The following is a 21,889-nucleotide window of genomic DNA, read 5'->3' as shown; positions in this document are numbered from 1 at the left end:
TCAGCATGTAGACAAACCCTCGCATTCGGTCAGTTCTGCGCGCCGATGCTCACGAATGTCAAATTCGCTCCGCAAAGGTAGTTGTCCTTTCGAGACTGCTGAATAGAAGACAAAGGGCTAAAATAAAAGATCATTTTAGCCCTTTGTCAATAATATGTAACCTCCTTTTTAAAAAGGAGGTTTAATTCATTTGAATCTGCTGCGGATCTAATTGTTTAGACAGCTTTCTAAACGATAAATACATGGCAACCCGCCAAGGCACGATCATGCCAAAGGCAAGAATCCAAAACATCCCGCTTAATGAACCATAATCAATAGAAGAACTCAAGATGGTCTTCATCCCAATACGAAGGACAAGAAGTCCAATGAGAATGAACACAAAAGCTTTCGACCGTTTTAAGTAGATGTCATTACCTCTAATTTCAAACTTCGATGTTTTGATTAAAAATATGGAAAAAAACATCCCCACTGTGATCGCTTCTAGAAATTCAGCTCCAGTTACCCGAAACATCGGAACAAAAAACATCAGTGCACCAGTGCTCATGAAAATAGGAGGTAAAATAATTTTTTTCGCAGTTGCAGGTTTTGCAGATGATTTAATGCGAATAAACATGACGGCCACCGCCATACATACCGCAATTATAGAAGAGATCAAGATCATCATATCAAATCATTCCTTTATTCTTTAAGGTCAGCCTATGTATAATATACTCCAATTGACGAAAAAAAACCATTCGCCGCGACTGTAGAAAACGATTTCAAAAGCCTGTAAAGCCGCCAAACAATGATGAGAACATGATGATAATCCATGTCAGAAGATCAAAGAACAGCAAAATCCCTACCACAATCATAATGATTCCGCCAATTCGCATGATGAGCTGCTGACGTTTTCTGATCCACGCCATTTTCGTAATGAAAAAGGAGAGAATAAAAAACGGGACGGCAAATCCGAATACATAGGCAATCATATACATAACCGCCGACTCAGGATTGTTACTCGCCAGTGTGATGACAGCAGATAAAATAGGTCCTGTACAAGGTGTCCATCCAGCGGCAAAGCCCATTCCGATGAGAATAGATCCAAAAAAACCAGCAGGACGATTTTTGAACTGGATTCTCTTTTCGCCCATGAGAAAAGAGGGCTTGAATACACCAAGCGTCATAAAACCAAAGAAAATAATGAGGATGGCTCCAATTTGACGAATCGCTTGATGATAATCATTAAAAAACTTCCCGACAAACGATGTCCCAAAGCCAATCGCAATAAATATAATAGAGAACCCAACTAAAAAGAATAAAGTATGAAGCAGACTTCTTCTTCTCAGCATCACCTTCTCCGATTTCACTTCATTTATACTAACGCCCGTAATATACGATAAAAACGCTGGATAAAGCGGCAGACAGCACGGTGAAATAAAAGAAAGAAATCCTGCTCCAAATGCTAAAAAGTAATTCAAATCTGTCAAAAGAACACCCCCCTTCTTACAATATACAATAAGAGATGACAAAATCATTTCATTTTTTTTACATCACTTCAATAAAGATGGTCTATTTTCTTAAAACCTTATATAATTTAATTTGACATCAAGATAATGAATCCTTTAAATTTGAAAATAAACCTTAAAATGGATATAATAGAATCGATTCTTTTTATCAAGATTTGCATGAAAGGAACATGACTTTGGTAAAAACATCATTATTAACTCAAATCGAAGAAAAAAGAGAAGAGCTGATGAAAGTTGTCTTGCATAATGGGATGACATCAACAGTGACCATCGAACATAGCCAGCAGCTAGATCATCTCCTCTTACAATATCAACGACACTTACACTCAAACTCAGCCAACTAATCATACTTCATGATATCAATCATGCCGCACAATTATTTAGAACAGTTGATATGGTGACCATAAACGAAACAAAAACCTCTGACATAGGGGTTTTTTGTTTTTTCACATGCTGCTTGACGCCATAATAAAAACCACCTTCCCTGCTTCATTCATGCAAGTAAAGTGGTTTTAAGCGTCTGATGAAGGTAATTTGAATAAAGAAAGGACAACGCTTGTCCATCCTTTATAACCATGTTCCATCTATGATCATAATATCGTACGTATTATTTCGCTTGGTTGTTCATGGCTTTCATCATTTGATTGATTTTCTTCTGGGACGGTTTCATGCCCATTTGCATCATCATCATTCGAAGCATTTGTTCATTAATCGGTGGATTCTTTTTCAAATAGCTCATCATATACTTACGAGCAATAAAGAATCCGAGTGCAACTCCTGCAAGCAGTGCAACAACGCCTACAAGGATGACAACCCATAAATCCATAATTCTTCCTCCTTCATGTTGTCTCGTATAAAGTGTACTAAACAAAAGGCTATTATACAACATTTCACGTTCAATTTTATTTTTTTAAACAAAATTCCTCACTTTTACTGGATTAAGCCACCCGTGTTTTTTTGAACTAAAGTCCATCGCAAGAAAACAAGGGCTGATTTTTCTCAGCACTTCAAAAAACACCGCTTCTGCCTCATAACTTCCAGTGGCAGACATTTGGATATACCGGTCTTTTATAATAAATGCTGCAGTTCCTTTTCCATCTGGTAAGGAGGCGCTGTAAATCGAGCCTATTTGTGTATAGTGAATGTTCGTTAAGTTATTCATTAGACGCTGGTGCATATGAAAAGCAGGGATTCGTTTCGTCACATAATCCACTTGCTTCACAAGCATTACAAGCTCATCGTCAGTGCGGTTCGTCCAATGTAACGACTCAAACAAATGAAACAAAATTGATTCTCTACCAAAATAGTGATGCGCAAATTCATCCTCAATCCAATAAATATAATAATGACGTTCCATGTCTATCCCTTCCTTTCACATTTCGTCAATCTCGTTTATTGCTTGTATTATACAAAAATGTGAAAGAAAGAATTGTCTATATATGAAGCAAGAAGAAACTAGTTTTGTCAAAAAAACAAGAAAAAAGAAAAAAGTTTGCAGAGCGGATGAAAATGCTCTGCAAACAGATAGCAAAAAAGCATGATGCTTGGAGTTCGTTTATTTATTCAGCTTCGCTTTCACACGGCTGACTACATTGCTGACAGTAAAGCCGTATTTCTCGATAATGGTTTCTCCTGGTGCAGAAGCGCCAAATTTATCAATTGCAATCACGTCACCATCAAGACCAGTGTAACGCTCCCAGCCAAGTGAAGCACCCATTTCAATCGCAATACGTGCACGTACTGCTTTAGGAAGAACGGATTCTTTGTATTCGTCTGACTGCTGATCGAAGCGATCCCATGCAGGAAGGCTGACAACAGACGCGCGGATACCTTCTTTTTCAAGTGCCTTTTGTGCTTCAATGGCTAAACCAACCTCAGATCCTGAAGCGAGTAGAAGTGCTTCTGGCTGTGCATCAGCTGCTTCAACCACAACGTATCCACCTTTTTCTACTCCCTCATATGCCTTCTCTGGAGCCTGGTCAATCGTTGGAAGGTTTTGACGAGTAAGAACTAGTGCTGTCGGTTTATCCGTTGAAGATACAGCTAGTTTCCACGCTGCAGCTGTTTCATTTCCATCTGCTGGGCGGATAACGGAAAGGTTAGGCATCGCACGCAGTGAAGCAAGCTGTTCAACCGGTTCATGCGTCGGACCATCTTCACCAACAGCGATACTATCATGAGTAAAGACGTAAGTGACTGGAAGTCCCATTAAGGCAGCAAGACGAATTGCTGGTCTTAAGTAATCTGAGAAAACAAAGAACGTTCCGCCGAATACACGAAGACCGCCATGAAGTGCCATACCATTGAGCGCTGCACCCATTGCAAACTCTCTGACACCGAACCAAATGTTTTTGCCTGCATAATTATTTTTACCGAAATCATCCGTGTTTTTAATCGTTGTTTTATTTGATCCAGCAAGGTCAGCAGACCCGCCAATAAAGAAAGGTACTTGCTTTGCAATGCCATTTAACACTTCGCCTGAAGATGCGCGGGAGGCAAGGCTTGAACCTGCTTCATAAACAGGAACCTCTTGATCCCAATTTTCAGGAAGCTTTCCTTCAATCGCAAGCTTCAGTTGTGCTGCCAGCTCTGGATATTCTTTTTCGTATTGCGCAAACAGTTCATTCCACGCTGCTTCTTTTTTCTGTCCAGCGTCTTTGACAGCTTCTTTGAAATGATCGTACACTTCAGAAGGTACATGGAAATCTTCTTCAAACGTCCAAGAGTAAGCTTCCTTCGTCAGCTTTGCTTCCTCGCTGCCAAGCGGTGCACCATGCACACCAGACGTTCCCGCACGGTTTGGCGATCCGAAACCGATCGTTGTTTTCACTTCGATTAATGTAGGTCTGTCTGTGCTTTGCTTCGCCTTTTCAATAGCAGCTGTTACTTCTTCGATGTTGTTGCCGTCTTTCACGTAAAGAACTTCCCAGTTCATCGCTTCAAAACGATTCTTCACATTTTCAGAGAATGAACGATCTAAGTCGCCATCTAAAGAAATGTCATTTGAATCGTAAAGAACGATTAAACGGCCTAAGCCTAAATGACCAGCAAGTGAAGCTGCTTCAGAGGAAATTCCCTCCATTAAGTCTCCATCTCCGCAAATGCTGTATGTATAGTGGTCTACAACATGAAAGTTGTCTTTGTTATACGTTTCCGCAAGATGTCTTTCTGCAAGTGCCATTCCTACTGCCATAGCAATTCCCTGGCCTAGAGGACCTGTTGTCGCGTCTACGCCTTCTGTGTGTCCAAATTCAGGATGTCCAGGTGTTTTGCTTCCCCACTGGCGGAATTGTTTTAAATCGTCAATGCTCAGATTGTATCCGCTTAAATGAAGCATGCTGTATAGAAGCATAGAACCATGGCCTGCAGATAAAACAAAGCGGTCTCTGTTAAACCAATTTGGATTTTGCGGACTTACGTTTAAGTGATTCGTCCATAAAGCGTACGCCATTGGTGCAGCACCCATCGGCATTCCTGGGTGACCGGAATTCGCTTTTTCAATTGCGTCTATGGAGAGAGTACGTATTGTTGCAATAGATTTCAATTCAATCGTTTCCATATAAATCCCCTTCCGTATCTTGTGTACACCATTATCATAAATCTACTGTCCTTTTTTCACAACTATTTCACGCTGAAAAAGAAGGATTTTGTCACATTTAGTTTATCGATCACCTAAAAAGTTATGCAAATATGAAAAAAGACGAGAATATTCTTCCCATCTTTTCAAAATTCAAGAAATCACAGCCTTAATGAAGGTTCTGATCTTTTTCTCTTTTTAATTTTTCTGGTGTAACATCGTTTCCTTCAGGGTCCACGATTTTGACAGTTTTAAGTGTATTTTTCATAGAAGAACGAAAAGCTTTCAAATACTCTTCTCTCAACTGCTTTTGTTCTGTTTTTTCAGCGTCTGATAAACCGGTTTCTTTCGACTTTTTTGAAAGCTCATTTATTCTTGCAAGCTGTTCTTTAGAAATCATGACAAACTCCTTTAAAGCATTTTCTCTACATACTACTAAATATCAATCATTTTGACAACAAATCACGCTTTAGGTGGTAAGGCCTTTTTCATATTCTTGATACCTTCTATGCACTGTTGCTTTTGAAATGTCAAAACCTAATGCCTGAAGAGTTGCGGCAATTTCGGCGAACGTCATGTTATTTTTTCTTAATCGAACAATTTCTGAAATTGGCACTTCAATACGCTCACGGCCAGGTGCATGGTCCTGCTGCCTTAAATTTAGTTCAGGCTGATATCCGCGCTCAACAGCCCTTTTCATCCCCCGCTTGATTTTCAGGTTATGAATTTTCCGTTGGTACTCTTCGACGACTCCTACAATCTCGATGACCATTTCATCTGCTTCTGAAAGCTCAAGCTCTCCTCTATGAAACACGCTGTATACCTTTACCTTCTCTTTAAATAGACAATGAAGAAGCGCAATTTTTGCTTGTCCTCTTCCAAGACGTGTTTCATCTTGGATAAGAACGGCATCGATCGACTCTTCCTTCAGTGCAGCAAGCATTTCAAACACGCCATCACGATCTAGCTCATATCCACTTGCTTTTTCTTTGATGACTTTGACCACATTCATCTTGTGCATGGCAGCTAAAGCCAGCAGTTCTTCTTCTTGTCTTTTCAGCGAGGTTTCCTGCTCTTCTTTCACAGTGCTTACTCTCGCATAAATGATTGCGTTCATGTCTTCAATCGACCTTTCTACTGTACTGTTGCAAGCTGATATACGACTGGATGCTCTTTTTTCACGGGTATGACAAGAATGTCTCCAGGCTGGATTTCTGTTGAAGCAAGATCATTGTGTTCTGTTACCCAGTCAATAAATGCATTTTTGTCGATTGATTTGCTGTCATTTACTTGATCAGCCAACCCCCACAGAGTATCTCCTGATTGAACCTCTATTTTAACATATTGATTTGAATCATTATGGCTTGTGACTGCAATAAGTGAGAGAAATATGCCAACGATGAATGAGAATACCCCAATAAAAATAATAGATTCTTTTAACCTCATAATGTCATCTCTCCTAATAGAATGTGTGTTCGCTCTTTCTGTCTCTCATTATAAATACGAACAAACGTTTCTGTCAAACGTTTTTTCGAACCTATGTTTGTACTGTTAGGAAAAACATGCTATAATTTCTTTAAAATTGACGTTTTGAGGTGCAAAAGATGACGAAGCTATCAAAAAGACAACTCGATATCCTGAAATTCATCAAAGATGAAGTAAAAAGCAAGGGTTATCCCCCATCCGTCCGTGAAATTGGAGAAGCTGTCGGTCTAGCATCCAGTTCAACGGTCCATGGACATTTAGCTAGACTAGAAACAAAGGGCTTAATAAGAAGAGACCCGACAAAACCTAGAGCGATCGAAGTACTAGATGAAGAGGAAATGAATATTCCAAAGAGTGCTGTAATGAACGTTCCAGTCATCGGAAAAGTAACCGCCGGCCTTCCTATCACAGCTGTTGAGAATGTAGAAGAATACTTCCCTCTTCCAGAGACTTTTGCAGCACCAGACGAACAAGTGTTTATGCTTGAAATTATGGGAGAAAGTATGATTGATGCAGGTATTTTGGACAAGGACTATGTCATTGTGCGCCAGCAAAGCACCGCTAACAATGGAGATATTGTGGTCGCCATGACAGAGGAAGATGAAGCGACAGTGAAACGTTTCTATAAAGAAAATACACACTTTAGATTACAGCCAGAGAATCCATCAATGGAACCGATTATTTTACAGAATGTGAGTATACTAGGTAAAGTGATTGGCGTATTTCGAAATATTCATTAAAAAAAGCCGGTATTTCATCAGCAGCTGATGAAAACCGGCTTTTTCTTATGCACAAGAATATGCAAGAATACTTGAGCTTGGGAAGGAACCAAATGTAAAGTTCGGCCATATAAAGCCAGTTGTTCGGCCAAAAGGCTGTGAGGAAAGAACGAACATTAAAAATACTTGACCGTTTCTCAAAAGCACAATCGTCCATCTTCTATTACATCCCGCTGCAAATTGTACAGTTTGATGGCCTCCGCCAACACCTTGCCCCGATATAAGCGACTGCATACTTTGTGGCTGAGAGAGTGCTTGCTGATACTGGGAAATGATATGCTGCGGCGGTGCCGGCGGTGCTGAGTGTCCGCCTGAACCTTGCCCTGGCCAAGTACCTCCTCCTCCGATCGGAAACCCAGGAAACCCTCCACCTTGAGGAATACCAACAGATGGAAATCCTTGCATCTGCCTATCATATGAGTACCCATTATACACACCTTCATACGGATGATACATATTAAACACCACTTTCTTTAGACATTCATCACGATAGTATATGTCTTAAATAAAAAAGAGTGTTAAACGTCTAAATAGAAATTTTTCCAAAAGACGTTTCGTTCTTCTTTAGAACGGTTAAATAATGATTAAGAAGAAAAATAAAAAAATGAAAACTTTTTGTCTCCCTCAAACGTTATATAATTAGAAACAAAAGAAATAAAAAAACATTTAGATTTAATACTTGTAATATCGCTGTAATTATTGTAACATTTGTAACATAAGAAGTTTTCATTGAGAAAAGGAGGCAATCGCCTTGAAAAAATTATTTGTTTTATTAACTGCTATTATGCTTATGATCTCATTACAAACAACAACATTGGCCGCTTCCAAGAAATCAGCCGCTTTGACTAATAAAGAAGCGTTACATATTGCCCTTGATGCAAGAGAACATTTTTGGAGTGCAATGTCAGGCTACAAAATTAAAGACCATTCTAATGTCAAATTAAAATCATTTACCTATAAAGATATGACGTACAACTATCTTTCTAAAACATTTGATACAAAGAAAAAATTAAACAGCTACCTATCTCAAGTTTTCACTCAAGATGCCATCAAACATGGTTTAAAAGATTATCAGTTCATTGTTCATAAAGGCAAAATGGCTGTTCCAGTCGGTGATGGAGACAACATGCTCAATTGGGAAAAAGCCACACCTAAACTTGTTTCTAAAAAACAAACGGTCCGCACATATGAATTTACTGTCCCAACACTTGATGGACGCAAAGTAAAACGAACTGTTACGTACGAAAAAGTACAAAAAAATTGGAAAGTCACACAAATTGACGCTGTCATCTAAATTAAAAACCAGGCCATTCATCGGCCTGGTTTTTATATTGAAGAAAATTCAGTCATACGGTCCAGCGCGTGAGCAAGTGATGATGCTGTGCGAAATTCATTAAAAGGAAGCCCAAGCTGCACTGCTGTTTGGGCAATTTCTGGTCTAATCCCTGAAATGGTCGTCTCTACTCCAATTAACCGAAGTGACGTGACAAGATCAAAGATTTGATGAGCCACCATTGTATCAATAATGACCACACCCGATAAGTCAATACATAAATGCTGAACACCTTTTTGCGAGCACTGATTTAGCGTATTTTCTAAAATAATCTTTGCTCTCGCTGTGTCAATGTCACCTACTAAAGGCAATAACGCAATCTGGCTTTTTAAGACAATCACCGGTGAGCTCAATTCGTAAATCATATCTCTTTGAGCCACGAGTTTTTCGGTTGTATTTTTCACATATTGCTGGATAAACACATGGATTGAAATATTAAACGCTTCGGAAATTAAATCATACCAATAAAAGATGCGGTCAATATCAATGTCATCTTGACGCTGTTTGATAAATTCTTTTAAGTAATGCAGAACCACTCTTTGATTGGACATGTATTCTCTCACGACATAATCTAATGGTGTATTTAAATGCTTTGGGTCACTGGCTAAATCCTCAGACCATTTTTTAAATTCAGTATGTAAATACGTCTTATCTTCAATAATAGCTCGTATAAAATGCTGGTAATAATCTTGATTCTGCCGTTTTAGCTCTGCTATGATGCTGGAATCTGTTGAACGATATATGGATTCTGGATCATCGTCCTCAATTGATTCATACCATGTTTCAGTCAGCTTCTCTGCATGCTGCATAAAAAAATCATATAATGCACGGTTCTTATCCATAAGCAAATGTCCCTTCACATTTTCTTCTTGTCAGTCTTTGTACCTTATAAATTGATTGTACCACTGAATCTTTTGTCCCTGCTAGCTCGAATAGGCTCTGATGATAAACAAAAGAGCCCCCACTCTAGGGAGACTCTTTCCGATTTATTTCACAATGAATAATATTCTTTTCCCATCAGGAAACCCGCTGATTTGGTGCCCGACCCATGAGCCTGCTCCCCTATTATCAGATGGACTGACATATTGTACGCTTGCGCCTTTTCCTCCCTCAAGACAAACCGCCATTGGCCATTCATCCCGGTCAAAGCCAGGTTTTGTCGGAATTCCTTTTAATGATTCTTGCCTGCGGGCATCTGCTCCATTTCGGTCAATGGTACACACATCTGAATGCCCTTTTCGAATGGCTTCTTGAATATGACTGCCTGTTTCAGGGTACCTTTCCTTTGGAAATTGAACGACATGATCATATCGATCAGCCCCTTTTGCTGCCTGCTTCTCTCCAAATCCACCTAACAACGTGCCCATCCATATCACAAAACATAAGGCGACAGCAGCGATCCAGCCTCTTTTCATCTTCAAAAGCGCGTGACCTCCTCATCCATCTTAAGCATCATCTTGACTTAAAGGAAATGTGTCATTTTAATGTATGAGTGGTGCGCAGATGCCATGAGAAAAAAATGAGGAGGCTCTCAATCTCAAATCTCTCAGGTTAGAAATATGAATCCTATCAAATCGATTCATACAAAAAAGCTTGTCCCCTATGAAGGAAACAAGCTCTATTTTTATTGCGCTTTCGCATAGTTTATAAAATCAACAAAGGCAGCTGTCGCTTTCGGCCCGCCATTTATCGTTCCGTTTGAATACCCAGCGTTATGAACTCCAACGATTTGCTGGTTCTGATCCAGCATGGCAGAACCTGAATTTCCGCTGAATGTATCAATCGTATAGTACGCTAGATTCGTATCTTCTCTCGTCACAGGACCCGACATCTCCCACTGTGACACCTTGCCAGTCGATCTCATTTTATCACCAGGATATCCTGAGATTTTAATGGTTGTCCCAGTCAAGTTTGTCACCTGGCGGATGGATCGGTAGCCGACCGTATTGCCAATGTTCGTATCGGTTTTGATCACGGCAAAGTCATATTGGCTTGCACCAGTATTAATATATCCGCTTGGCACATAGAACTCAGTCATTTTTGCTGAACCGTTCACCGCAGTACTATCATTCATACCAGGATATACAGTCCCTTTCTCACTATAGCTTCTCGATGCCGTATTGTACACACAGTGTCCGTTTGTCAAAATTTTGTTAGGAGCAATGAGTGTTCCCGTACAGCTTGAGCCGCCAAATGTAATATAAGCAATCGAATTGTATGGTGCCACTCTTGTATTTGCTACTTTGGTTCTACCATCGTCTCCAATGACGACTTTCGTTTGAAAATCTTTTAAATATTTTGATAGTGGTTTTACTTTTTCGCCAACAGTAGAAGAAAGATCATCCACTTTGTCAAAGGATGAGGGGGCTTTCGTATCATTGTGGAAATCACTTGAAGAAATCACTTTACCATCAGAAGTCACCATGTCATAATCAGACGTTAGTACTGAATCCGATGCGGCAAGGGCAAAACTAGGCACACTTAAAGCACCAAAAACGAGAAGAGAAGGGAGTAACATTTTCACCTTTTTCATTATATTCCTCCTTTATGTCCTATATCAAAAATCATACGATTGTTTCATATTGGAGTAAATGAGAGAATATTCTTATTTTTTACAAAATATTTCATTTCCAAATTAGGTGTTTTGTATCTTCCCAACCTTCATTCTATCGATCTCTTTCTATGAGAACAGAAAAAACCGCCTAATAGGCGGTCTTTCCTCTTTGTCAGCTCCACACATCTTTTACATATCTATTGTCATTTGCGAGGGCTTTCAGCCAATTTTCAGCTGTTTCCTTCGAGCATTGTTTCTCGTTTTGATAGAGATCGATCAGTGTAGCCTCTACATCTGGAGCCATGACTTTTCCGTCTCCGCACACGTACAGGTAAGCACCTTGATCAAGCAATTCGATCAGCATGCCGCCGTCTTCTTTCAACAAATGCTGGACATATACTTTTTGCTCATCGTAACGAGAATAAGCTCGATGGATATGGACAACTCCGTTTTGCGCTGCAAGCTGCATTTCATCAAAATACAGATCATCTTCCTGAGGGTGACGGCAGCCAAAATATAGGTGGGCTTCGCCTAGCTGCTTCCCTTCCTTCTGCCACACTTCTCTTGCCTGAACAAATCCTCTAAATGGAGCGATTCCTGTACCTGGTCCAATCATAATCATCGGTATGTCTGAGGAAGGGGGCAGCTGGAATCCGTCTTGCGCTTCATGCAGGAAGCAGGCTACTTCTTCCCCTTCTTTCAGACCACATAAATAGGTTGATGCGACTCCGGCATATTCTCCGCTGCCGCTCCATGCTATACCTTTGACAACTGCCACTGTGATACTGACTTTTTCTTCATCTACCTTTGGCGAGCTAGAAATCGAATAATAACGTGGCTTCAAACCTGGTAAAAGCGCCAAAAAGTGCACAAACGGCAGCTCACACGCTTCATATTGATCTAATAAATCCAGCATGGTTACTCGTTTCTTTAAGATGGCTTCTTGATATGCTTCACCAGCCATTTGTTCAAGTTCCACGCGGTGAGGCGGACATACCGTATGTGCTGCAAGCTCTCTTAGCTGTGTACGTGTCGCAGGCTCTTGAAGCTCAACATGCGAGGCGAGTAATTCTTTGATTGGAATCGGCTGATCTAATGGTAAATGACTTGCCTCTTTATCAGATGAAAGCTTAATGCGCTGCTCTGGATCTAGTTTAAAGCGGCGGGTCACACGTTGAACGAGTGCATCACTATTTTTCGGCACAATCCCGATATGATCCCCTTCTTTGTATGCTTTGTCAGCAGGCAATTTCAGTTCAATATGTCTTGTCTGCCGCGTGCTTGTTTCTGATTGTAATTCTTCATTTTTCAATACAACAGCTGAAAAGGCATCATATATTTTAGCTACAGGACGTTCCACTAGCTCATTCGTATAAGAAACTGATAGGTTTGGTTTTTCCTTCCCCTTTTCTTGGAAGGTGAGCTTAAATTCTTTTGCAAGCTGTTCGAAGACTGTTTTCTGGAAGATTTCTTTATCCTCATCCATATCACCGCCTGCATCACCTTCTCCTAAATCAGCTACACGTTTGGCTCCTTTTCTTTCTAGAGCTTCATCAATCAGACGGGGGATCCGCTGGTACGTACTCGACCAATTTCGATCTCCGCATCCAAAGACCGCAAATATCACGTTTGATAAATCCTGCTCCTCATCCTGCGCCAGCCAATCCACGAATTGCTTCGCATTGTCAGGTGGATGTCCGTTGTATGAAGCGGTCACGATGAGGACAGCACCTGTATCTGGCAATTGGCGTGTAAAGTCATCAAGCGGCGCAGTGGTCACATCAAACCCTTTTGCTTTCCCGTCTTCAGCCAATTCGTTCGCTATTTGCTTTGCTGTGCCAAGGTTTGAGCCATATAAAACTAACAGTGGTGTACCGTGACTCGCCACTTTTGATTCACTAGATTTAGTGCTTTTCTTCGGTTCTTCCTTCGGTGGAGCCATAAAGAATTGCTGCTTCCTTGGCCGCACTTTGATTTTAAAATCGTTAGGTTTAATTGTGAGAGATTCTTTTAAATCAAGCTCATAAGATGTGTGATCAATTAACTCTAAATTGTGCAGGACCATCGCGAGAACCATCGTAGCTTCATGCAGGGCGAACTGCATACCGATACATGCTCGCTGTCCATTCCCAAAAGGTTTGTAGGCATGTTGCGGGATTTTCTCAGGATGCGTAAACCGCTCTGGTTTAAATTCTTCAGCATCCTCGCCCCATACCGCTTGATCACGATGTAGTTTAGGGAGCAGAACAGAGACACTTTGATTCTTTTGAATCGGATATTTCCCCCCGATTACTGTGTCCTCTTTCGCATAAAGAGAGAACGTAGGCGCTGTTGGCCAGAGGCGGAGAGCTTCATTTAACACCATACGAGTGTAGCTTAGCTTTTGCACCTGTTTAAATGCCGGAAGCCCGCCCTGCAGCACCTCATCTGCTTCCTGGACGGCTTTCTTTAATTTCTCTGGATTCTTTAGTAAGAAATAAATCGCAAATGATAGTAGCCCGCTTGTTGTTTCGTGTCCTGCAATTAAGAAGGTGATGATTTGATAACGGATATTTTCATCGGATAAACGTTCACCTGTTTCAGGATCCTCTGCATGCAGCATAAGAGACAGTAAATCATCGCCCGTTTTATCTTGTTTTCTTCGTTCCTGAATAATGTCATCTACTAATTGCTTCATAAAATCGACATGCTGGTCAAATTCTTTTCTTCTTTTGATCATCAGTTTATCTGCAATTGGCAATCGGCTGGACTGCTCCATTGCTTCATTTAAGCCTTTCAGCATGCTGTCGATGAACGGATGCTGATTTTCTTTATAAAAGCTGTTAAAGCGAAAATCAAAACCGCAAAGGCCTATTGTATCTAAAGTCAGCTTTGTCATATCCTCAGCTACTTCAATTTCTTCATCACGGCCTGTTCTTTGCCATTTTTGCACAAGCTGTGTGGCAATATCGAGCATCATTTCATGATAGCCTTTCATGGCCTGCTGGCTGAATGCAGGCATCAAAATTTGATGAGCCTTTCTCCAGTTCGGTTCTTCTGTCCAGCTTGTAAATAGTCCATCTCCTGAAAATGCTCTAACTTTACTCAGACTAGTACCAATATATTTATCAAAACGGCTCTCGTCACATACTTCTTTGACAAGTTCATGGCTGGAAACAAAAATACTTGTTGCATTTGAAAATTCAAACTGAAAGATCGGTCCTAATTCATCTGCCAGCCGCCAAAAGGTTTGAGCAAGCTCTCCTTTTTTTATATGGGGAATATTTTTAAAAGGTCCGTATGTTTTTGGTTTTGGAATGATTGATGTTTGCTTCATATGCCCACTCCCTTTATTTCTTTTAAGATGCAACGCTGATGGCGCGCCATAAACATTGCTCAATTTCCTCCAAAAATTCAATCGTTGGCTCTATTTCTTCTGCAAGAATTTGTTTATGCAGCTGCACAAAAGCACCAAATACAATAGATAAAATGGTTCTGCCTGAGAGGTTTGGGTGAATCCCATCCTTTTTCCCTTCTTCAAAGATAAGGAATAGCTCATGTAACAAATGCTGCATTTTCTCTTTGCTCGTCTCGTCTAAGTAATGAGACCGTTTATCTATCTCTAAGAAATACAGCCCGCTTGGATTCTCCTTTGTAAACAAAACCAAGCAATAAAATACATGCTTAAAGTACGCCCGAATACTTAACTTTGGATCTGGACTGTTTGTGTTCATTTTTTCGATAAATGCTGAGAGGCTGCGCTGGTACAAAATATTGACGAGTGCCTCCTTGCTGTCAAAATAACGGTAAATGGTGCCCGCTCCGACGTTTGCTCTTTTTGAAATCATCGGCATTGTGGTGCCATCAAAGCCTCGTTCAATAAATAGTTCCAGCGAAGCCTTCATGATCTGTTCTTGTTTATCTGTCACTGCTGGCATTTCATCCCCTCCTTATAAAAATATAGGAATGAACGTTCATTCCGCTTGTGGCATATTATATTAATATTTTAATTTCATCTATTTATACTTAAACATACTTATTTTACTCCGTCACTACATTTTCTGAAAATAATAATAATTGAGAAATGATACCTAGTCACATGACATCCAAAGGACTTATAAAGATTGTCAAATGTGTGTCATGCAGGTGTCATCAGCACTACACATTCATTCCTGATCGATTGGGGAATGAATATGGTCGTCATATGTATCAATATATAAGCTTCCATTACTTGAACGGACAGCATAAACAATGTCCTTTAAGGACAGCTGCCTTTTTTTAAGCTCTTCTTCTATCCATTGCTCTGTTAATTGATTTTCTTGTATGTTCTTTTGGATGAGTTTCCCGTCCATGATGACTTCAATCGGCATGTAACGCTCTGCCTCCATGAATAAATGAAGGTCCTTCCGCGTGACTTTTTCAAACGAAGGGTATTTTTTCACTGACATATGCCCATCTGTTTCAATCATTGCAAATTCAACTTCGCTAATATCAAAGATGTCTTTTTCTCTCAGCTGCTGATTTAAATAATCAAGGGTATATCTCATCCCTTTCATATTTCCTTCAAGAATTTTTCCATTTTGTATGACAAGTGTTGGTTTACCCGCCATCAACCCTCTCATCTTCCGGCTTCTTAATGCAAGCAGGGAAATCACATAAATAATCATGACAAGTGACACAAAGGAAATCGTTGTGTGCTGAAGCGGGAGCGTTGTATTAAACGCCAGGTTCGCTGCAATTGAACCTAAGCTGATGGCTGCTATAAAATCAAAAATATTCATTTGCGCAATGGTTTGTTTCCCTAAAAGACGTGCTCCTCCAAATAAAATCGCAAAAGCAAACATCGTCCGAAGAATGACTTCAATATGGTCAGGCATGCAAGTGTCCACCTTTCAATTGCATCAAAAAAAGCCTTTTCCTTAGAAAAGACTCTTTGTTAGACTATGCATTTATTTCATCATTATTCAATTGGGCAGTACCGCTTTGTTCAAATTGTGATCGCAGTTCAATAATTGAGCTATTCCTCACATGATCTGCTTCTTGCTCAAGAAGCCATGTATAAAATCTAGCTTGCTCCGCTGTCTGCAAAGCCTGCATATATTTTTGCGAGGAACGCTTCTCTGCAACACGCTGCTTCATCCCGCGCATCTGCTTCCAGAATTGATAATAAGGGAGCTTGAGTTTGATCATAAAGCCGCGAGCGTCCTCAATGACATATCCCTCTTCTTTAATTGTGTCATCATGAGAGACCGCTTGATACCATTTATAAAAAGACGTCCAATCATGGAAAACAGCCACTTCCTGCTTGCTGGATATTCCAAGCTGTTCACTTAATCTTTTCACTTCAGCGAATGGTGCTTTTTCGTAGCTTAACTGCCGCTTCACTATATCGAGTAAAATGAGTTGATCTTGTTCATATGTGATAATATGCGGATCTTTTTCTGGCAAAATGACTTCAAACACCAGAGATACATGGTGGTCACGGACGTATGATTTGATGTAGTCAGCCTGCACGTCACTGAAGGTCTTATCAAATAGCTCTTCGACCCAGGAAGCATGCTGATTTTGTTTCACATGTGATGTATACGATTTGGACGTAAACACCAATTCATCTTCCATTTCGTTATACCCAACAGTTCCTAAATATCCATTTGCTTTATCATATACGGTGACAGGGAATTGAAGATGGTTCACTAAATGCTGCATTCTTGTCTCCGGACGCTCATCAATGTTAAAAAATTTATTGTAGCTTCTAGACACAATCTGCTTAGAAACCATATTGACAAACAAACCTCTTGCCTTCACATTCACATCATCCCAGTGCCGTTCACTAAAGGCCTTTTTCGTAAAATTAAAAGATGAAATATGGTGCGGAAGTTTTAATTCCTGTACATATTCATGCTGATCTAAATGAGCTAAAAAATCATCCAGTGAAATATCTGGCTGAACAGCAGCCGATTGTTTTTTCTCAGACGCTCTGTAGACTGGATTGTCTATTTCATGAGTCTCAATCCCGTCAGCTGTGATTTTCAACACCCGCAGCTGCCCCCCAAATTCAACCTGACCTTCTAGGTTATAAGATCTTTCCGCTGCGTGAATGGGCAGTCTGTATAAATTGCGATGCCCGTGAATTTGGATGATATCCAGCCCAGCTGTATTTTGAACAAATAAGTGATCAATATCATCTGAATATTCTCCTACGCCGTGAATGAGCTGCTGTGTTGAGACATGCAGAAGTTCTTCTGGCAAATGAGCGAGCCCGCCATGTGTAACAAGAAATGTCTGATCATGGTACGTAAAATAAGTCAGCTGATGAAAGGTTCTAACAAACTTTCGTACTTCCTTCAAATCAAAGTTTGCTGCTTCGATTTCAGGCATAGTATGACGATTAAACATATTGCTTCTAACTTTTTCACCATGTGCAAACCGGTATAAATGCTGATCATGATTGCCTTCAATGACGATGACATTCCGGCATTCTCTATGGGCGAGCATCCATTCTAATACTTCTTTGTTTTCTATTCCTCTATCAAGCAAGTCACCTGCAAAAATATAAAGTTCGTTTTCTTTGATGTCTCCTTGCAAATAGGTGGTAAGTGCGGTGTAACAACCGTGAATATCTCCGAAAACATGAATGGCCTCATATTGATCAAAGGATCGAGGCTGATAAGTCATCACTTGCGGATAATCCTCCGGCTGCAAAACAGTCACCCATGATGGGACCTTTTCTGTTTTTAACCGTTCGTTCATTTGATACAAAACAGATTCCCGCACCACTTTGTGAGAATCACGTGAGCGATTTTGCAAAAGAGCTGTTTCAAGGGGTACCTGCGTGAAATCGACGACATACACCCTGTAACGATAAGATGTCGCTAAAGACTTATATTGAGAAATCGATTTACTTGAAATATGTGTCGCATCAATCACAGTAAAGTCTCCGCGCTCCATACGGGCTGTGAGTAGATCGAATAATAAAGACCAAACTTTGTGGTCATGCTTGCTTGAAATGTCTAGTTTCCCATTGACTGATAGCTGCGGCGGCTGAGTTAACAGCCGGATTTGATCCGCTGATAAAGTGTAAGGCTCTAAGCCTTGTTCTTTGATCCATGTTGATTTACCTACGCCTGGGAGACCTCGTAAAAGGACTAAAGTTCTCATATTGGTTCTCCTTTAATGAGTGATATTTTACCTATTATAGATAAATTATGGATAAATCTCAATCTTTTATTGATTATGGTAATATATAGGCAGAAAAGGAGGTTTTACGTATGTCTAATGGAAAGAATATGGCATTCAACATGGGAGATCTTCTATTTCAAGTGTTCTCTCTTCTATTCATTGCCTTTATTGTGACAATCATTGTCATCGCGTTTCGCATGATCAGAAGAAAACGAATGGAATTGAAAAAAATCGAGGCAAGATTAAACAAAGTAATTGAAAAAAACGATTTAAAAGAGTAAAAAATCCGGAAGCTAACCGGATTTTTTTGTTTTCATCACGATACCTTGACGCTGCTGCATCAAAAAGAAAAAGACGCCTAAAAGAACAAGCAGACCGCCAAGCATTTGAAGCAGCGTGACTTTCTCTCCAAGCAGCCATACAGCAAGGATCGTTGCCCCAACAGGTTCACCTAGAATACTCATTGAAATGGTTGTCGCATTCACATAGGTTAATAGCCAATTATTAATGACATGAGACATCGTGGGAATAATGGCGAGCAATAAAAAGATTCCCCACTCTTTACCCGGATAGCCTATAAAAGGGGTTTGCTGAATCAGATTGAATAAAATTAAAAAAAGACCGGCAAAGCCAAATACACAAAAACTATAAATCCAATGAGATATTTTTCTTACAGCCTGTTGGCCTATTAACAAATAACAAACAACAGCGATCACACTCAAAAAAGATAAAATATCTCCTAAAATGGCTTCCTTACTATGACCAATATCTCCCCAGCCTATCATGAGGGCTCCAACAATCGCTGCACACATCGTCAATAGAGCAGACATCGTCGTTCGTTCACGGAAAATAAGGAATCCGCCTAATAAGGACACCATCGGTTGTAGAGCGATAATAATGGTAGAGCTTGCCACTGTCGTCAGCTTCAGGGAGCCAAACCACAGCACAAAATGGAGGCCTAAAAAGAATCCTGACATACATAAGAAAAACCAGTCTCTGCGTTTTATTGAGAGAAATTCTTTTTTTCTTGGCAAGATAAATGGCAGCATGAGAGCCGCCGCAAAGATCATTCGATACATACTTAAAATAGCAGCAGGTGCATTTGACCATTTCACAATGATTGCAGAAAACGAAATAGCAATAATTGAAATGACAAGTGGCAGTGCAATTGATTTCGTTTGAGCAGTTGTCTTCATTTCCATTAGCAGCTTCCTTTACATCAGCAGTAGATGAGCAGTTCATCTTATATGTCGTCATCTTACTATGTCCATTCACCTAGTGGCAAGATGATTTTTTAAAACTGGCGTCAGCTTATTGGATGAAGAAAGCTTTCATTACGAAAGCCTTCATTCATCATCTATTAACAGATAAACGGCCTGAACTGGACCATGAACCCCTACCACTAAATTCATTTCAATATCGGCAGAATTACTTGGACCTGATATAAAATGGATGGCACCTTTCGCCTGCTCCCCCTCTTCTACTGAGCGATTAAGATCCGAAACAGCCTGAATCATTCGCGGAACAATCGAGCTTTTCTCTATACACACGATATACATCATCGGCAAAAAATGCAGCGCTCTCCCTTGACCTTGGTGGGATGAAAGGACAACTGTACCTGATTCTGCAAGGGTATAATCACTGAACACAACTGCATATTTCGCTTGTTCTGCCTGCCTTATGTTTTCTTCTCTTGATACATCTGTATTCCAGCAGGCGATGGAAATCCCTTCTTGTTGCAAACGGTCAAACATAGAGCGGAAACCATATTGTTCAAAGCGATGATCACGCGATGTCATCACAGCACCCTCACCATATTCTGTCATCAACAATCGTAATACCGAGGGCGCTTTCTCCGGTGTTGTTTCGACTACTCTTGTATGAATTTGCTGACATTGCTTTTTCAATTGCTCGACTAATTCATCTTTAGACAAACTTCCGTTTGTTTCCCACTGGACTTGATGCTTCCATGCCGGCCGTTGAATAGATGCAGATGGGCAAGAGTTTTTACCTAATTGATGCTGGATATGAGATAAAAACGACTCTCGGTGAGAAATGGTCCCCTTCATCACTGCTCCTCCTTTTGTCTCTTTTTAAACCAATCCCTGAATCTTACTTTATTTGGAGCTGGCAGATCACGAATATCTGTCCAATTCTTTAAAGGGCCTATTCCTTTTGAAATTTGTCCGTTTGAAGCCATCCGATTCATCAGCACAGGGGCTGCTTTTGTTCCAAATTGATACACCCCAGGAGTCGATGCCCCCATGCCAAACATTTTCATCGCCATCATTTCAGCTTTAGGCGCTCTCCCCTCTTTTTCAACGATCACCTGTCTATGTTTAATCAATAACTCATGAAGTGGAATCTTCACTGGACAAGCATCCGTGCAGGCTGCGCACAAACTTGATGCAAAGGGGAGTTCTTGATAGTCATCATAGCCGCCAAGAAGAGGCGAAAGAACAGCTCCGATTGGTCCTGGATAAATTGAACCGTACGAATGTCCACCAACATGCCGATAAACGGGGCAGACATTGATGCAGGCTGCGCACCGGATACATTGGAGAACAGGCTGAAAGGCGGTTCCTAATATATTTGACCGCCCATTGTCCACAATGATCAAGTGGAATTCTTCTGGTCCATCCACTTCACCTTCTCCTTTTGGTCCCACAACAGAAATATAACTAGTTAATTTCTGGCCGACTGCGCTTCTGCACAAAAGACCCACAAGGACATCCAGTTCCTCCATCGTTGGGACAAGCCGCTCCATTCCCATAACGGCAATATTTGTCTTCGGTATAGCCGTGACAAGATCCGCATTCCCTTCATTTGTCACAAGGCAGATGGATCCTGTGTTGGCCACTGCAAAATTACAGCCGGTCACACCAATATCAGCTTCGAAGAATTTTTCACGTAAGATGGCTCTCACAAAACTCGTCATATCTTCAGGTGTTTCTGACATCTCATACCCTAGCTTCTCATGAAATACTTCCCGGATTTGCTCTTTCGTCATATGAAGAGCAGGTGCCACAATATGTGAAGGCGGTTCATGGTCATCCACTTGCAGAATATATTCACCAAGATCGCTTTCTACCACCTCACAGCCGATCTCTTCAAGCGCTTGATTCATCTCGATTTCTTCTGTGACCATTGATTTTGATTTGACAACCTTTTTGGCTGCTTTTTTCTGTGCCACCTCTTGAATATATGCTGATGCCTCTTCCTTTGTTTTCGCAAAAAAGACATGACCTCCGCGTGCACTTACACTTTCACTTAATTGATATAAGTAGTCATCAAGATGCGTCAGCGTATGCTGCCGGATTTCCTCACCAAGCTCACGCCACTTTTCCCAATTGCCAAGCTCCTCGCTTGCAGTCAGCCGCCTTTTATACAGGCGTTCCTGTGCTGAGGAAACAGCACCTCTCATAACAGCGTCTTCTAAACCTTCCCCGATTCGTTCTTTAAAGGCCTTTTCTCCAATTTTCATACTCATGTGCCGTT

The 21,889-nt window shown here is 40.6% G+C and carries 23 protein-coding genes; 4 read left to right on the top strand and 19 right to left on the bottom strand.

What is annotated here, in order from left to right; all coding sequences use genetic code 11:
* Window positions 1-181 precede the first annotated feature (181 nt).
* Both AAZR19_RS10360 and AAZR19_RS10355 read right to left on the bottom strand, forming a co-directional pair.
* Window positions 182-664: a CcdC family protein gene (locus AAZR19_RS10360; RefSeq protein ID WP_024425136.1), complete on the bottom strand. Its 483-nt coding sequence runs from the start codon at window positions 662-664 to the stop codon at window positions 182-184.
* A 94-nt stretch (window positions 665-758) separates the two neighbouring features.
* Window positions 759-1,466, bottom strand: coding sequence for a cytochrome c biogenesis CcdA family protein (locus tag AAZR19_RS10355; RefSeq protein ID WP_056766594.1), 708 nt, complete (start codon window positions 1,464-1,466; stop codon window positions 759-761).
* Window positions 1,467-1,675: 209 nt separating this feature from the next.
* Here AAZR19_RS10355 and AAZR19_RS10350 point away from each other — a divergent pair, with 209 nt between their 5' ends.
* Window positions 1,676-1,849, top strand: coding sequence for an aspartyl-phosphate phosphatase Spo0E family protein (locus tag AAZR19_RS10350; RefSeq protein WP_369810454.1), 174 nt, complete (start codon window positions 1,676-1,678; stop codon window positions 1,847-1,849).
* A 263-nt stretch (window positions 1,850-2,112) separates the two neighbouring features.
* Here the strand turns inward: AAZR19_RS10350 and AAZR19_RS10345 are convergent, their stop codons facing one another.
* The 6 genes from AAZR19_RS10345 to yneA form a co-directional block, all read right to left on the bottom strand.
* Window positions 2,113-2,331, bottom strand: coding sequence for a YneF family protein (locus tag AAZR19_RS10345; protein WP_003212379.1), 219 nt, complete (start codon window positions 2,329-2,331; stop codon window positions 2,113-2,115).
* Between the two features lie 84 nt (window positions 2,332-2,415).
* On the bottom strand, window positions 2,416-2,862 hold the full coding sequence (sirA, locus tag AAZR19_RS10340) for a sporulation inhibitor of replication protein SirA (protein ID WP_024425134.1): 447 nt from the start codon (window positions 2,860-2,862) through the stop codon (window positions 2,416-2,418).
* Window positions 2,863-3,060: 198 nt separating this feature from the next.
* Entirely contained in the window at window positions 3,061-5,064 is a 2,004-nt protein-coding gene (gene tkt, locus AAZR19_RS10335; protein ID WP_024425133.1) for a transketolase, read from the bottom strand.
* A gap of 187 nt (window positions 5,065-5,251) precedes the next feature.
* Window positions 5,252-5,482 (bottom strand): DUF896 domain-containing protein, encoded by a 231-nt coding sequence (locus tag AAZR19_RS10330; RefSeq protein WP_024425132.1) that lies wholly within the window; start codon window positions 5,480-5,482, stop codon window positions 5,252-5,254.
* Between the two features lie 69 nt (window positions 5,483-5,551).
* Window positions 5,552-6,199 (bottom strand): YneB family resolvase-like protein, encoded by a 648-nt coding sequence (locus AAZR19_RS10325; RefSeq protein ID WP_024427081.1) that lies wholly within the window; start codon window positions 6,197-6,199, stop codon window positions 5,552-5,554.
* A 17-nt stretch (window positions 6,200-6,216) separates the two neighbouring features.
* On the bottom strand, window positions 6,217-6,528 hold the full coding sequence (gene yneA / locus AAZR19_RS10320) for a cell division suppressor protein YneA (protein WP_024425130.1): 312 nt from the start codon (window positions 6,526-6,528) through the stop codon (window positions 6,217-6,219).
* A 158-nt stretch (window positions 6,529-6,686) separates the two neighbouring features.
* On the opposite strand from yneA, the gene lexA reads away from it, so the two are divergent.
* Complete coding sequence (gene lexA, locus AAZR19_RS10315) at window positions 6,687-7,307, top strand: transcriptional repressor LexA (RefSeq protein WP_034283422.1); 621 nt, start codon at window positions 6,687-6,689, stop codon at window positions 7,305-7,307.
* A gap of 45 nt (window positions 7,308-7,352) precedes the next feature.
* Here lexA and AAZR19_RS10310 read toward each other — a convergent pair whose 3' ends face one another.
* On the bottom strand, window positions 7,353-7,802 hold the full coding sequence (locus tag AAZR19_RS10310; RefSeq protein WP_041109226.1) for a hypothetical protein: 450 nt from the start codon (window positions 7,800-7,802) through the stop codon (window positions 7,353-7,355).
* Between the two features lie 295 nt (window positions 7,803-8,097).
* Between AAZR19_RS10310 and AAZR19_RS10305 the strand changes: the two genes are divergently transcribed.
* Window positions 8,098-8,640, top strand: coding sequence for an IseA DL-endopeptidase inhibitor family protein (locus AAZR19_RS10305; RefSeq protein WP_041109224.1), 543 nt, complete (start codon window positions 8,098-8,100; stop codon window positions 8,638-8,640).
* Between the two features lie 32 nt (window positions 8,641-8,672).
* Here the strand turns inward: AAZR19_RS10305 and AAZR19_RS10300 are convergent, their stop codons facing one another.
* From AAZR19_RS10300 to AAZR19_RS10270, 7 genes are all read right to left on the bottom strand, one after another.
* Window positions 8,673-9,521 (bottom strand): STAS domain-containing protein, encoded by an 849-nt coding sequence (locus AAZR19_RS10300; RefSeq protein ID WP_041109222.1) that lies wholly within the window; start codon window positions 9,519-9,521, stop codon window positions 8,673-8,675.
* Between the two features lie 144 nt (window positions 9,522-9,665).
* Window positions 9,666-10,046 carry a NucA/NucB deoxyribonuclease domain-containing protein gene (locus tag AAZR19_RS10295; RefSeq protein ID WP_044335941.1) on the bottom strand — a complete coding sequence of 127 codons (381 nt, stop codon included), beginning with the start codon at window positions 10,044-10,046 and terminating at the stop codon, window positions 9,666-9,668.
* Between the two features lie 257 nt (window positions 10,047-10,303).
* Entirely contained in the window at window positions 10,304-11,212 is a 909-nt protein-coding gene (locus AAZR19_RS10290) for a trypsin-like serine peptidase (protein ID WP_326349632.1), read from the bottom strand.
* 193 nt (window positions 11,213-11,405) lie between these two features.
* Window positions 11,406-14,549 carry a bifunctional cytochrome P450/NADPH--P450 reductase gene (locus tag AAZR19_RS10285; RefSeq protein WP_041109216.1) on the bottom strand — a complete coding sequence of 1,048 codons (3,144 nt, stop codon included), beginning with the start codon at window positions 14,547-14,549 and terminating at the stop codon, window positions 11,406-11,408.
* Window positions 14,550-14,571: 22 nt separating this feature from the next.
* A complete protein-coding gene (locus tag AAZR19_RS10280; protein WP_041109214.1) occupies window positions 14,572-15,150 on the bottom strand; it encodes a TetR/AcrR family transcriptional regulator in 579 nt (192 codons plus the stop codon).
* 228 nt (window positions 15,151-15,378) lie between these two features.
* Entirely contained in the window at window positions 15,379-16,089 is a 711-nt protein-coding gene (locus tag AAZR19_RS10275) for a DUF421 domain-containing protein (RefSeq protein ID WP_024427073.1), read from the bottom strand.
* Window positions 16,090-16,153: 64 nt separating this feature from the next.
* The gene (locus AAZR19_RS10270; RefSeq protein ID WP_434703057.1) at window positions 16,154-18,370 is read right to left on the bottom strand and encodes an RNA ligase; all 2,217 of its coding nucleotides are present in this window, start codon (window positions 18,368-18,370) and stop codon (window positions 16,154-16,156) included.
* A 110-nt stretch (window positions 18,371-18,480) separates the two neighbouring features.
* Between AAZR19_RS10270 and AAZR19_RS10265 the strand changes: the two genes are divergently transcribed.
* Entirely contained in the window at window positions 18,481-18,672 is a 192-nt protein-coding gene (locus AAZR19_RS10265; protein ID WP_024427071.1) for a hypothetical protein, read from the top strand.
* A gap of 12 nt (window positions 18,673-18,684) precedes the next feature.
* On the opposite strand, the gene AAZR19_RS10260 is transcribed toward AAZR19_RS10265, so the two are convergent.
* The 3 genes from AAZR19_RS10260 to AAZR19_RS10250 form a co-directional block, all read right to left on the bottom strand.
* Window positions 18,685-19,593 (bottom strand): DMT family transporter, encoded by a 909-nt coding sequence (locus AAZR19_RS10260; protein WP_395894639.1) that lies wholly within the window; start codon window positions 19,591-19,593, stop codon window positions 18,685-18,687.
* A gap of 144 nt (window positions 19,594-19,737) precedes the next feature.
* Window positions 19,738-20,460 (bottom strand): LutC/YkgG family protein, encoded by a 723-nt coding sequence (locus tag AAZR19_RS10255; RefSeq protein ID WP_041109206.1) that lies wholly within the window; start codon window positions 20,458-20,460, stop codon window positions 19,738-19,740.
* The gene (locus AAZR19_RS10250) at window positions 20,460-21,881 is read right to left on the bottom strand and encodes a LutB/LldF family L-lactate oxidation iron-sulfur protein (protein ID WP_434703054.1); all 1,422 of its coding nucleotides are present in this window, start codon (window positions 21,879-21,881) and stop codon (window positions 20,460-20,462) included. Before AAZR19_RS10250 ends, AAZR19_RS10255 begins: the two co-directional genes overlap by 1 nt.
* Between the last annotated feature and the right edge of the window lie 8 nt (window positions 21,882-21,889).

It is taken from the genome of Bacillus sp. Je.9.29.b (assembly GCF_051129925.1).
Taxonomy (GTDB): Bacteria; Bacillota; Bacilli; order Bacillales; family Bacillaceae; genus Bacillus; species Bacillus safensis.
This window is presented reverse-complemented; position numbering and strand designations above follow the sequence as displayed.